We start from the raw sequence: 12,747 nt of genomic DNA, 5'->3' as shown, positions 1-12,747 counted from the left end.
TTATGTCGTACGTAGACACGACGACGATCTTTTTAAATGTAATACTGCTTGGCCAATCCCAAGCCAAATAATCGTACATCTTAATAATAATATTATGGATATAACTTATGGAATTTGCGTTGTTTTCCCTTAACGAAAGTGACAACAATTGGATAGAGTTGCAAAATGCGCGCTTATTTTATGCACCCAATTTTCTATCGGAACAACAGGCAGACCAATGTTTTCTCAACCTCAGAGATGAATTGGATTGGCAGCAGGAGAAGATCCAAATGTTCGGTAAACAAATTCTGCAACCCAGATTGCAGGCTTGGCACGGAGATAAACCCTACACCTACTCTGGATTATCAATGCAGCCTCAACCATGGACACCTACCTTGCTGAACCTTAAGTCTCGCTGTGAATCCGTCGCCAAACATACCTTCAACTCTGTGTTGGCCAATTTATATCGCGATGGACAAGACTCTATGGGTTGGCATCAGGACAATGAAATTGAGCTGGGCACCAATCCTGTCATTGCGTCACTTACCCTTGGTGAATCTCGCCGATTTGTATTACGTCATCTCTCCACCAAAGAGAAATACGAAGTCGAACTCGGACACGGTTCTTTATTGATAATGGCGGGTGAAACTCAACACTATTGGCAGCACAGCGTTCCCAAAACGGCCAAAGCCAAAGAAGAACGCATCAATCTTACTTTTCGCTATATCAATTGACCCCTTGTAGTCACACTGAACTGCGTTAGGAATTCACACATAACTGACTCATTGCTCACACAAATTGGTTCGTCACCATTGATACTAGTGAAAATCATTTTTCAGTATCAGTATCATCATGTTATTACGGAAGAAATACATCGCGTTTAGTATCGGAGCTTCACTACTTCTGCTTTCTGCTTTGTCAAATTGCACGGAAACCACACAGCTTCAAACTCAACAAGAAGAAAAAAGTTACCAGTATTTCGCCGACGTTATTAGAAACACCTATGAGAGTCAGCTTTATACCTTGCCAGCATTTCAAGAAGGTCACTATGCGCTACGAATGTTTCGCCAAACGTCTAACGAAAAGTACCAAGCCGCGATCTGGAGTGATCTGGCTAGAGTCGCAAGTCGGCTGAACCGTTATGCGGACGAAGTACATACTCCGGAACAGATCTATATGCATAGCCAAAAGAGGCTCGCAGGTTATTTAGACGAAACCGATGAACGTTCGAAACTTCGCTATAACGTCACCAAACATAATCCCGAATACCTTTATTTAGGCGTTGGCCTTTTGGGTTCGATGGCCCGCGCTGATGAGTATGGTTTAAAACACAAACAGGATGCGAAACTGCGTGAAATCATTCGTCGTTACGACTTTACTAAGTATGCGACGGACCAAGGCATGATCAAAGCGTGGGCGGCGCAACTCGCCAATCAGGTGTACTGGCTGAAGCAGCTGGGTGAGCAGGATGTGGTAATGCCATTTACTGAAGCTTTCCGTAATACCTATCCGGACAGTGAAGATGAGCATCTCACCAATCAACAGTTCGGTAATAAGCTGTATGGCATGACACACATTATTTTTGCTGATTCACAATACTATCAGCATGCTGTCAATGAAGCGGATCATCAGTGGATCTACGATTATTTTCGCAACAACATTGATACGATTTTGCTAAAAGCCAAAGAAGACATCATTGCAGAGGTTGGAATATCTTTTCTTCTCGCTGGGCTAAACAATGATCCAGTGGTAGAAAAAACCAGACAGCACATCAGAGACGCCATCAATCGCGATCAAGGTATGATTCCTTCCACTTCCGGTGATTTCGATTTGAGTTACGGTGAGCACCGCAATGTGCTAGCGATTATGTTACTTGACTGGCAACAAGTGAACGCCATTCCAACAATCGAAAAACAGCCGCAAATTTTTGCTAGCCTGCCATACGGGTTGGTATCAAAATAGAAATCAACACCTCCCAAAACGGTGATTGAAAACTAACAACCAAGGGCGCAGATAATTGCGCCTTTCAATTATTCAGCCTCTCAACAAAACTCTTTTGTTTCCCATTTCATGTATGCATAAAACAGAGCCTAGATACCAATTAGTGGCTTCCCTCAACTTTAGCATGAGCTAAAACAACCAAGTTTAGTCAGAAAGGTGAAAGGCATCACAAGATTTCTTGTTCTTTTGGCCTTGCTTCCATTTTTTTCTCCTAGACTTTAACCGAGTTGGTTTGTGTCTAGGACAATACTAATAATGAATAAACTGATGGGACATCAGTTGAAGGAGATGGCGGAGATAAGTTCAGTCAGGAAACACAAAGTCATATTATTAAGTTCGCTTTTATCAATCATGGTTTTTACTCTTTACGGGTATCACCATTTAACGAACAATAACTTTATCTTTGGTTTTCTGTGTGTTGTTAGTCTCTTAGTCACTACTGCGAATCTGATTTACCTGCTAATTGCAAAAAACGCTAAATATACCGACGTTATCCTCACTTCTGTGTTGCTGACGCAGGCATTTATGGTTTTTATTTATGGGGCGGAATTAGAAAACCGCTTGTTGTGGGTATATCCGATTCTTGCCGCCGTTATATTCATCAATACCTTCGCAATTGGCTTGATCATCAGTTGTACTTACTGCACTTTGGCAGGTATCGCAATTTATGGTCATCTCGTAATAGTGAGCACTGACATTCTTGCGGCTGAACGCTTTTTCATCAGCCTTATAGCCATGTGCGCTGTGTGCAATACTTCATCCTACTTTTATTCCAAAGCAATAAACTACATAACCTCACTCTACTTAGAAGGAATTGAAAAACTTGCCTATCGCGATCACCTCACGGGTCTAGCCAACCGCTGGAGTTTTGAAAACTGGGCGACAGGGAAGCTATCAGAAATACCAAACGACGAAAGAATTACAGCATTGGTCTTTTTGGATATTGATAATTTCAAACACATCAATGACAGCTATGGCCATGAAATGGGTGATAAAATTCTAAAGAATTTTGCACACCGAATTAAGAACAACGTCCGAACAAGAGACAGAAAAACTCACAAAGCTGATTTCTCAATAGCGAGATATGCTGGCGATGAGTTTGTGTTGCTACTTTATGATGTGAAATCGTTAAAAGATCTCGACAATATCCTTCACCGGATATGTCATCTATTTGACAGTAAATACAAAGATAAACAACTACTTAGCAATGTCACCATCAGCGTGGGTGCCGCTCTCTACCCTCAAGATGCCGACAATCTAGCTGAACTCACACGCTGTGCTGATAAAGCGATGTATGCAGCCAAGCACAATGGTAAAAACCAATACTGCTATTACCAGAATGTCGGTGACTATCAAACTCAACTTCTGAATTATCCAGACAGAAAAGTCACGCCAATACACAGAGCTACTGAGTTAAATACATAACCCCCAGAGCGAGTAGCGCAATCAGTACCATAAACATCGCATATTGATGTGAACTTCGTTTACCTCTTTTCGCCTTAGCTTGTTTTCTATATTCAGCAAAACGAGATCTACGAGCCACTTCAATAATTGACGGTGTTTCGCTTTCTTCGATTGCTTCGCGCTTTTTCTGCGCTTTATTCGCTGCACGAGTGTATCTGTGTAACTGATCGACGGTAAGATCATCATCAGGATCATAGCGAGGGTTCTGGTCGTTATGTTTAGGAAGAACAGCCATTGCAACCTCCTCGTTAATATTACGCGTACTCAAAGTATAGACCAAACGCGAAATCAAATAACAAAGCGGCTACCTATCACTTATTCGAAATTATTGAATGACATCCTCGACTAACACCTCTCATCCTTTGTTTCATCCTCTACTACAATTCCACCATAGAAACAAAAGGTCAATCGACCTCATCTACCATCTAAAGCTACGGTATAAACATTATGAATACACAACGTGAAATCCGCCAAATCATTCCAGCGCAGCCTACGTCAGACGGTGATGGCGTAAAAATCAAGCGTGTAGCTGGTTTCAACAACGCTTCTTTTTCTCCGTTTTTGATGGTGGATGAACTCAAATCAGACCAGCGTAAAGATTATGTCGGAGGTTTTCCTCCACACCCACATCGCGGAATTGAAACACTGACCTATATGCTAAAAGGCCATTTTGAGCATAAAGATCATATGGGAAATGTTGGCTCACTTCGCTCGGGTGGCGCTCAGTGGATGGCAGCAGGGCAAGGTGTGATCCATAGTGAAATGCCTATTATGCAAGATGGCGACTTACACGGTTTCCAAATTTGGATTAATCAGCCAGCGCGCGACAAAATGAAGCCAGCTCAATACCACGATTTTCAACCAGAAACGATTACAGAATTCAGAGATGAAAAACTGGGGTTATTGAGAGTTCTATCGGGTGACATTACCGCTAATGGTACAGATTTACAGGGCCCACTGACAAAAACTGGTGTACCAGCTACAGTTGCTGATTGGCAAACCAATGCTGGCAGTGCAGTGACACTGCAAACACCTGCGCACCACAATGTTATGCTTTACGCTTACAAAGGCAGTATCAAAGTCGGCGAACGAGCTCTGATGCAAGGTGAGTTTGCGTTACTGTCTAGCGGGGAATCATTCTCTATGACGGCGAACGATACCAGTGGTGTGTTGATTTTCAGCGGTGAACCAATCAATGAACCTGTAGTTCACTATGGCCCATTTGTAATGAACTCAATTCAAGAAATTGAACAAGCGATTAATGATTACAACTCAGGCTTATTCCAAACATATTAATGATTCAATTTGAAAGACCGCTTTGGTTTTTCTGTGGCTCATTGGTTGCAACTATCTGTTTAACAACTGTCTGTTTAGCAAACAATGAGCATCCAGACAAAAAGAGAATAATCCACTGCCCATTCCTTTTTGCTTTGCCACACTAGTAATCTAACTAGTGTGGCTTTTTCTCATTATAAGTATTCGCATAGATAGGCAGTATCAGTGTCAACTTTGACTTCAAATGAAGCATTGCCAGCCACTTCAAATGCGTCACCACTTTCAAATGTCGTCCAGTCTTTGTCACCAATTCGTTTAATCGTGAGAGCACCTTTTACCACTGTCATACATTCTGGGTTACCCGTATTGAACGTGTAACTTCCCGGCAACATAACTCCGACAGTGACATCTTTATCTGCGTGAGTAAAACCTAGAGACTTAACAGAGCCTTCAAAGTAAGTGTTTTCCTTAATCATCATTCTTCCTTGTAAATTATCAATTAATGGTTGTTCCATCGACAGCGTAATGTTTTAACGCATTACCTGTTTTGATTCAAGACGCAAAATACCCAGATTATCCTTATTGATTTATAAATAATCGAGCCTCCCTGTTCATCTTCGAATGTCACAATTGGTAACCCTCCTTGTGACTTTTGGTTATTGTCTGTGCTGTAATACATACCAACGAGCCCAGTAGAAAGCGAAATCCATTCGCACACTTTCAAACTGATGCTATTTGATGGTACTTTTAGCACGCTGTAAGAATGAACTTACAAAATGAACAAGCAGTCGGAGTCGTAAGGATCGGTTGATCCAAATATTCATATGTCAAAAGAAGCAATATTTAAATCAGTATTTGCCACAACCTTAGGCGTCGCAGCTTTGCTTTGTGGAGCACTCATTTACTTTGGTTACCAAGCTTATACCAATCCATCCCAAGTATATGGCTCATGGATTGAGATTAATGCGCCAGGCTATCGTACTGAAGTGATCACTTTGAGTGACCAAGGTGTGTTCCGCAATCACCGCTTAATCAGCACCAGTTTTGAATATGATGGTAAAAACATCAAGATCGAAACTGGGCAAGGCCGTTCTGTTTATGCCTTAGCCGGCACAGAGAACTCACCGCAATTAAAGCGAATTCAACCAGCATCTCCAATTCAACGTTTTATTAAACAAGGCTTTGAAGATACCGTTGATTCACAAAGTGCAGTAGAAACGCGCCGCAGCGCGATAACTAGCCACTTCGACCGGGATTAACCGGTCAACACGGTATCTTCAGGGTATTTCAATAGGGTTGGTTGCGGGGTCGCAAGCATATAAGCCAATGTCAGCGGCCCGATACGGCCGATGATCATCACTACCACCATAATGTATTTACCAACTTCAGAAAGCTCAGCCGTCAGCCCTGTTGAAAGCCCGACGGTGGCAAAGGCTGAAATCGTTTCAAACAATATATGATCAAAACTGGCGTTTTTTTCGGTAATCATAAGCAGAAACATAGCGATCGTTAGCAACGCACCACTGACAACAATAATCGCTAGTGCTTTCGTTACCGTAGGCCAGTTGACGGTGCGCTGAAACATCACTACATGTCTCTTCTGACGTAAAAATGACCACGTAGCAACAAACGCTACGGCAAAAGTTGACACTTTAATCCCGCCCCCCGTTGATGTAGAACCTGCTCCGATAAGCATCAAAATGATCATTACCAATAAAGCTGGACGAGTATATTGAGCAAGATCGACACTGTTAAAACCTGCGGTTCGAGCGGTTGCAGACTGAAAAAATGCCGCTAACCATTGAGCTTCTATATCCAGACTTTGCATGGTGTTTGGATTGTGCCGTTCTAACAACCAGAACAACACGGTACCTATAAACAACAAGGTCGGTGTTGCGGTGAGCATGATTTTGGTATGCAAACTCAGACGATGAAAGCCTTTGCGCCAGTTCGTCCAAACATCCCCGACAACTGTAAATCCCAACCCACCAAATATAAATAAACTGGCGAGAGTAATAATCACTAAAGGATCGCCCACATAGCCCGTCATGCTGTCCGAAAACAAGGAGAAACCAGCGTTATTAAACGCTGATATGGCATGAAAAAGCGCATAAAATAGGCCTGTTGACCAGCCAAACTCAGGAACCCAGCGAAACGATAAAATCACAAACCCGATAAATTCTGCGATTAAAGCAAAAGTGATGATTCTTGTGACCAGTCTGCGTAGATTGATCGCACGATCTTGTCCCAACGCATCTTTTGCCAACGCCTGTTGATACAAGCTCAGACGCACACCGAATAGGTACAAAAGTACCGCAGACAGAGTCATCTGCCCCAGCCCGCCTACTTGCATTAACGCCATCAACAGAATTTTGCCCGCCAAAGTAAAATGTTGCCCTGTATCAACCACACCAAGCCCGGTCACACTGATTGCCGAAGTTGCTGTAAATAGCGCGTCGGCGAAGCTTAAGCCGGAAACAGAAAAAACAGGTAACGTCAGCAATATAGCGGAAGGTATCAGAACCCAAAGGAAGCTGAGCAAGATAATCTTCGGCTCAGAGCTTTTCTTTTCGTCATGTTTTTTATCTAGAGGATAGAAAACACCGCTGCGAAATAGACTCATAAAGATTTCAACTTAGCCATTAATACATCTTTAGGACCTGCGACAATTAACATATCCCCTATTTCCATCACTTTATCAAGATCTGGATTTTTGATGATTTCAGGGCCACGTTTAAAGCCTAGAACCTGAATCTCATCGTTCTGACATAAACTCAATTGCCCAAGAGTTTTGCCCATCAAGCGAGAACCAATAACCACTTCGGTCATGGCGAGATTGCTGCCTAACTCCTGAAATTCTAACACTCGCTTATCCAGCATCTTTCGGGCAACGCGTACGCCCATATCACGCTCGGGCATAATGATGTGGTCAGCGCCTATTTTTTGCAAAATCTTCGCGTGAAACTTGTCGTTCGCTTTTACCCAAACAGACTTAACACCCGATTCTTTCATTACAAGCGTAGTAAGAATCGATGCATTCACATCTTCACCGATTGAAATCATCACCATGTCATAGTCACTGAGTTTTAACTCTTCTGCGGTATCTTCGAGTGTACAGTTAGCGACAACCGCTTGGGTGACAAACTGCGTTGCAGCTTTCACCTTGTCTTCATTTACATCAACAGCCAACACTTGTGCACCAGCGTCTGCCAACTCTTGGCAAACAGATAAACCAAAACGTCCTAAGCCGATGACGGCGAATTGCTTATCACGAATCTTCATTTAATTGCCTTACTGACTCAAATGGTTATGCAGCACCAATGGCTCTAACCTTAGTAATTAAAACCGTTACCAAACTTATTGAATAATGTGGGGCGACTTTTTAGATAGCATAGAATGCCTTTAAAAATTCGCCACTTAACTCACATAATCTAGAGAATAAACCTACTTTCTGTTAATTTAGATGAGAAAAATGACATCAAATTTGGATAGTTATGAACGAATTATTAACACAGCTTCAAACTTCACAGTACCTCAAAGGCTGGGATAACAGCGTAATTTTCATCACGTTAGCAAGTTTAATTGCATGGGTGATTTGGCGATTCGTTTATAACCACTTATCCAATATCAGTGAAAAAACCAAGTTTCACTGGGACGACTTAATACTACATGCCTTAAAAACCCCAATTAGTACCTTGATTTGGTGCTGGCCCGCAACGATATCTCTTGGGTTGCTGTTAGATGATAACATTCAAAGCAAATTCAGTTGGTTAGCGACAAGTAAAAAGCTCATGCTTGCCGCTATATTTATCTGGGTTCTGATTCGCTTAGCCATCAATATCGAGCAATATCTTCTCCAAGACAAGAGTCGTGATGAAACAACCATACAAGCCGCGAGTAAAGTTGCCCGTCTCATCATCTTAACAATAGGTTTGCTCTCAGTGATGCAAACGCTAGGAGTGAGCTTGCGAGGCTTGTTGACTTTTGGTGGTGTCGGAGGCTTGATAGTGGGTCTTGCTGCAAAAGATCTACTTTCCAATTTCTTTGGCGGACTGATGATTTACTTCGATCGTCCTTTCAAAGTCGGTGAATGGATTCGTTCTCCAGATAGAGAAATAGAAGGTACCGTAGAACGTATTGGTTGGCGTATGACCATCATACGTACATTTGATAAAAGACCACTGTATGTACCAAATTCTGTGTTCAGCAATATTATTGTTGAAAACCCTTCACGAATGAAAAACCGTCGCATCTACGAAACTATCGGTTTGCGTTATCAAGATGCCGATAAAATGGAGACCATCGTCGCACAGGTGCGCGAGATGTTAGAAAATCACCCAGATATCGATGCGCAGCAAACGCTGATTGTCAATTTCAACGCGTTTGGCGCCTCATCACTCGATTTCTTTATCTATACCTTCACGGAAACCATTAACTGGGTTCGTTTTCACGAAGTGAAGCAAGATGTGATGCTGAAAGTGATGGAGATCATTCATCAAAATGGCTCCGATATCGCCTACCCAACTCGCACTCTAATGATTGAGCCAAAAGAAGCGCCTTTGTTCGACGAATGATCATTAACCAATGAGATGGAATATAACGGTTCCCCTACCTACTCAAATAAATAAGGGGAATCATGATATTAAGGACGATTTATGAATAGTACGGCGATACCGCACCACACGGTAGACTCCAAAGCGCGGCTTTTTGGGCAGGGTACCGTAGCTATGCTGCCACTTAGTGTCGCGGTTCTGCCTTGGGGTTTGCTTGCAGGCTCCTTTGCAATTGAGGCAGGGCTAAACCCTTTTGAGAGCCAAGCGTTATCCGCGATCTTATTTGCGGGTTCCGCTCAGTTAGTTGCAACAGGGATGATAAAAGCGGGTGCAGGCTTAATGACCATGCTGATCACCACCTTCTTCATTACTTCGCGTCACTTTCTTTATAGCGTCTCGATGAGAGGGAAAATCAGCCCACTACCTACCCGTTGGCGTGTGATTCTCGGGTTTCTACTTACTGATGAACTGTTTGCATTATGCGGTCAACAAAGTGAAAAACAATTTAACCGCTGGTATGCATTGGGGGCTGGCTTTAGTTTCTATTTAATCTGGAACCTAGCCACTTTGGTTGGAATTGTGGCGGGAAGTTACATTCCGTCGCTCAATTCTATTGGTTTAGAGTTTGCAGTTGCAGCGACTTTTATTGCAATTGTTGTCCCAAACGTTAAGAGCATTCCGATTCTTATTTCCGTGCTTACCGCATTAATACTGTCTGTTACTCTGACAATCTTTAATGTAAACGGCAGCTTAATGTATGCCAGCGTTGGCGCTATGTTAACGGGATATTTCAGCGAACTAGCCTTAGCGAAAAAGACACCAAGCAACAAAGAAACGGGAGATAAAGCATGATTATTCTCTCCATCTTGGCCATGACCTGTTTGGTGTTCCTCAGTCGGTATTTATTTCTTGAACCCAGACTGCCACTAAGACTTAGCCCGGGGGTACAGAAGCTGCTCAGCTATTCCAGCCCAGCGGTATTAACGGCAATTTGGGCACCGATCGTTTTTACGCACGAAAGTCAGCTCAATACCTCGTTCTACAACCCTTATCTCTGGGCTGCGATACTAGCAGGTATCATTGCTTGGAAAACGAAAAACGTACTACTCACTACTGTAGTGAGTATGGCGGTATTTCTGGTACTTAACTTGGTTGTTTGGGGATAAACAAGAAAAGGGAAAACGAAATCAGTTTTCCCTTCTCAGACCGCCAATAAGAATAAGAAGTAAGAAGGGAAAATACAGCCGATTATTCAGCCGGCCATTCAATCTCGATAAGTGTGGTATCACCGCTTTTCAAACGACCTAGGAAAACATCGCCACGATGAACTTCTCCCACACCCTGTGGAGTACCTGTCATGATGATGTCACCATCAAACAAAGTGGTGTATGACTTTAGTTCCTGCAAAATCATATCGGGTTTGAACATCATCTGCTCAACGCCACCCGCCTGTACTCGGACGCAATTAATCAGTAATTCAAGATGCAAAGAAGCAATATCAATCCCTTCTAGCGGAATAAAACGGCTGAACACTGCTGATCCGTCAAAAGCCTTTGCACGTTCCCATGGTAAGCCTTGTTTTTTCAATACAGATTGTTGCTCACGCTTGGTGAGATCCAAACCCAAACCAACTGCGGCATACTGACCATCTTTAATCATGAAACAGATCTCTGTTTCGTAGTGCAGAGTCTCCTGATGGAAAGAATTCAATATCGAGGTTACGCTGCTGTTGGGCTTATTAAACACCACCATTTGATCAGGAATGGCATTATTTAACTCTTTAATGTGCTCAACATAATTACGTCCAACGCACACCACCTTCGAGGGGTAAACGTGTTGCTCATCTAATCGAACCGAGTTCATTTTTCTTCCTTGAACATTGAATGAGCACAAATTTTATCTTATCCATACAATTCAACAACTAAATTGATGAATCTATAACTAGAACTAAGATCTTTGACCCGAATTTCTAAGTTCAAGACAACTTCGTAATGACCTTTTCGCAAAGTGTTTTTAACGAAATCAGGTCATCCAATTCAAGATCCAGCTTACATAACATAGCGTTAGGTACTGATAACGCTTTTTGCTTTAGTGCAAAACCATCATCCGTAAGGAAAAGCTCACGTACACGTTCATCAGACTGACCACGTTTGCGCATCACAATACCTTTGCTTTCGAGGCGCTTTAAAAGCGGAGTCAATGTGCCTGAATCGAGATGCAATCGCTCACCAAGAATTTTTACGTTAATACCGTTTGTCTGCCACAGAACCATCATCACTAAGTATTGCGCATAGGTAAGATCAAGAGTATCAAGCAATGGTCGATACGCACGAATCACGGCGTTGGCTGCGCTATACAAAGGAAAACATACCTGTTTATCAAGCAGCAGTAGCTCTTCTGTAGCAAGTGAATCCGTATTCTTGCCTGTTACACAATGACTCATGTTTCTCTCTCTCAAAAATAAATTGTGCACAATATACTTGCATTCTACCTAAAGATCGATTTAATATTGCAAACAATTAGATTGCACACAACATATATTAAGGTGATAAACATGGCGACTATCTACACAACTAAAGCAACAGCACTAGCAGGCCGTAACGGTAAAGTTTCAACAGATGACGGTTTACTGTCTGTAGACTTGAGCTATCCAAAAGAAATGGGCGGTAACGGTACAGCAACAAACCCAGAGCAGCTATTTGCAGCAGGTTACTCAGCCTGTTTCTCAAACGCGATTCTTCATGTTGCTCGCGAAGCAAAAGTAGCGCTTAAATCCGCACCGGTAACTGCTGAAGTGGGTATTGGTCCTAACGAGACAGGTGGCTTTGCTCTAACTGTTAGCCTTGATGTTCAATTAGACCTTGAAGAAGCACAAGCTATTGAACTGGTGAAAACCGCTCACCAAGTATGTCCTTACTCAAACGCAACTCGTGGAAATATCGCTGTTGCTCTGACAGCGAATGGCGTAAAAATCGCTTAATTTATCGAGAATTAATATTCAATAAGCTCGCCCTGTGCGAGCTTTTTTGTGAATCACAATAATGACAACAAGTTGAAATCAAACCGTCATTAAATCCGTTTACCTTTACCAACAGCAAAGTAATTAGTTCAAATACTACAGGTATCTTGTAACTAACGATGTTTGCTTGGTTTAAATACTCCCAAGATAAATCCTTTTGACCAAACATTCGTTTGGTCTTTTTTTTGCACCATATCACAGCGTTGTGCGCCATGAAGATGCACATGACGTTACTGCACAAACACGCAACATCCACATAACTTATTGTAAATAAAGAAAAACAATTATTGGCATAGTAAATGCTAAATAGAAAATACAAATGCAGGCAGCGTTTGTGCTTCTTTTCAGTGATAAGGCAGAAATCACTGGTCACTTCATGTTCTTTCGACCTCCTACTAGGAGGTCTTTTTTTATCTGCAATTTACCTCAAAGATTCTGAACAGCTTCAACAGATAA

15 protein-coding genes are annotated in these 12,747 nt (G+C 42.3%); 9 read left to right on the top strand and 6 right to left on the bottom strand.

What is annotated here, in order from left to right:
* Positions 1-107: 107 nt before the first annotated feature.
* From ACRQQK_RS01185 to ACRQQK_RS01175, 3 genes are all read left to right on the top strand, one after another.
* Positions 108-713, top strand: a complete 606-nt coding sequence (locus ACRQQK_RS01185; RefSeq protein WP_457509593.1) for an alpha-ketoglutarate-dependent dioxygenase AlkB family protein — start codon at positions 108-110, stop codon at positions 711-713.
* A gap of 118 nt (positions 714-831) precedes the next feature.
* On the top strand, positions 832-1,941 hold the full coding sequence (locus tag ACRQQK_RS01180; protein ID WP_457509591.1) for a DUF3541 domain-containing protein: 1,110 nt from the start codon (positions 832-834) through the stop codon (positions 1,939-1,941).
* A gap of 294 nt (positions 1,942-2,235) precedes the next feature.
* Complete coding sequence (locus tag ACRQQK_RS01175) at positions 2,236-3,405, top strand: GGDEF domain-containing protein (protein WP_457509589.1); 1,170 nt, start codon at positions 2,236-2,238, stop codon at positions 3,403-3,405.
* Here the strand turns inward: ACRQQK_RS01175 and ACRQQK_RS01170 are convergent.
* The gene (locus ACRQQK_RS01170; RefSeq protein WP_457509587.1) at positions 3,386-3,679 is read right to left on the bottom strand and encodes a hypothetical protein; all 294 of its coding nucleotides are present in this window, start codon (positions 3,677-3,679) and stop codon (positions 3,386-3,388) included. The genes ACRQQK_RS01175 and ACRQQK_RS01170 overlap by 20 nt on opposite strands.
* Positions 3,680-3,891: 212 nt before the next feature.
* On the opposite strand from ACRQQK_RS01170, the gene ACRQQK_RS01165 reads away from it, so the two are divergent.
* Positions 3,892-4,740: a pirin family protein gene (locus tag ACRQQK_RS01165; RefSeq protein WP_457509585.1), complete on the top strand. Its 849-nt coding sequence runs from the start codon at positions 3,892-3,894 to the stop codon at positions 4,738-4,740.
* A 173-nt stretch (positions 4,741-4,913) separates the two neighbouring features.
* On the opposite strand, the gene ppnP is transcribed toward ACRQQK_RS01165, so the two are convergent.
* A complete protein-coding gene (gene ppnP / locus ACRQQK_RS01160; protein ID WP_457509583.1) occupies positions 4,914-5,195 on the bottom strand; it encodes a pyrimidine/purine nucleoside phosphorylase in 282 nt (93 codons plus the stop codon).
* 348 nt (positions 5,196-5,543) lie between these two features.
* Between ppnP and ACRQQK_RS01155 the strand changes: the two genes are divergently transcribed.
* On the top strand, positions 5,544-5,978 hold the full coding sequence (locus ACRQQK_RS01155) for a DUF2850 domain-containing protein (RefSeq protein WP_457509581.1): 435 nt from the start codon (positions 5,544-5,546) through the stop codon (positions 5,976-5,978).
* Here ACRQQK_RS01155 and ACRQQK_RS01150 read toward each other — a convergent pair.
* Together ACRQQK_RS01150 and ACRQQK_RS01145 are read right to left on the bottom strand one after the other, a co-directional pair.
* A complete protein-coding gene (locus tag ACRQQK_RS01150; protein WP_457509579.1) occupies positions 5,975-7,342 on the bottom strand; it encodes a TrkH family potassium uptake protein in 1,368 nt (455 codons plus the stop codon). The genes ACRQQK_RS01155 and ACRQQK_RS01150 overlap by 4 nt on opposite strands.
* Positions 7,339-8,001 carry a potassium channel family protein gene (locus ACRQQK_RS01145; protein WP_042485535.1) on the bottom strand — a complete coding sequence of 221 codons (663 nt, stop codon included), beginning with the start codon at positions 7,999-8,001 and terminating at the stop codon, positions 7,339-7,341. The genes ACRQQK_RS01150 and ACRQQK_RS01145 overlap by 4 nt, the downstream gene beginning before the upstream one ends.
* A gap of 212 nt (positions 8,002-8,213) precedes the next feature.
* Between ACRQQK_RS01145 and ACRQQK_RS01140 the strand changes: the two genes are divergently transcribed.
* From ACRQQK_RS01140 to ACRQQK_RS01130, 3 genes are all read left to right on the top strand, one after another.
* Positions 8,214-9,293 (top strand): mechanosensitive ion channel family protein, encoded by a 1,080-nt coding sequence (locus tag ACRQQK_RS01140; protein ID WP_457509577.1) that lies wholly within the window; start codon positions 8,214-8,216, stop codon positions 9,291-9,293.
* Positions 9,294-9,374: 81 nt separating this feature from the next.
* Positions 9,375-10,124 carry an AzlC family ABC transporter permease gene (locus ACRQQK_RS01135; RefSeq protein WP_457509575.1) on the top strand — a complete coding sequence of 250 codons (750 nt, stop codon included), beginning with the start codon at positions 9,375-9,377 and terminating at the stop codon, positions 10,122-10,124.
* Positions 10,121-10,438, top strand: a complete 318-nt coding sequence (locus ACRQQK_RS01130) for an AzlD domain-containing protein (RefSeq protein WP_457509573.1) — start codon at positions 10,121-10,123, stop codon at positions 10,436-10,438. The genes ACRQQK_RS01135 and ACRQQK_RS01130 overlap by 4 nt, the downstream gene beginning before the upstream one ends.
* Positions 10,439-10,520: 82 nt before the next feature.
* Here the strand turns inward: ACRQQK_RS01130 and ACRQQK_RS01125 are convergent, their stop codons facing one another.
* Together ACRQQK_RS01125 and ACRQQK_RS01120 are read right to left on the bottom strand one after the other, a co-directional pair.
* A complete protein-coding gene (locus tag ACRQQK_RS01125; RefSeq protein ID WP_457509571.1) occupies positions 10,521-11,135 on the bottom strand; it encodes a fumarylacetoacetate hydrolase family protein in 615 nt (204 codons plus the stop codon).
* A 112-nt stretch (positions 11,136-11,247) separates the two neighbouring features.
* Positions 11,248-11,715, bottom strand: coding sequence for a MarR family winged helix-turn-helix transcriptional regulator (locus tag ACRQQK_RS01120; RefSeq protein ID WP_457509570.1), 468 nt, complete (start codon positions 11,713-11,715; stop codon positions 11,248-11,250).
* Between the two features lie 111 nt (positions 11,716-11,826).
* Here ACRQQK_RS01120 and ACRQQK_RS01115 point away from each other — a divergent pair, with 111 nt between their 5' ends.
* Complete coding sequence (locus ACRQQK_RS01115; RefSeq protein WP_457509568.1) at positions 11,827-12,252, top strand: organic hydroperoxide resistance protein; 426 nt, start codon at positions 11,827-11,829, stop codon at positions 12,250-12,252.
* The last annotated feature ends 495 nt before the right edge of the window (positions 12,253-12,747 follow it).

It is taken from the genome of Vibrio sp. C8 (assembly GCF_054051265.1).
The sequence above is the reverse complement of the archived record's forward strand: the minus strand, read 5'-3'. Positions and strand labels throughout refer to the sequence as shown.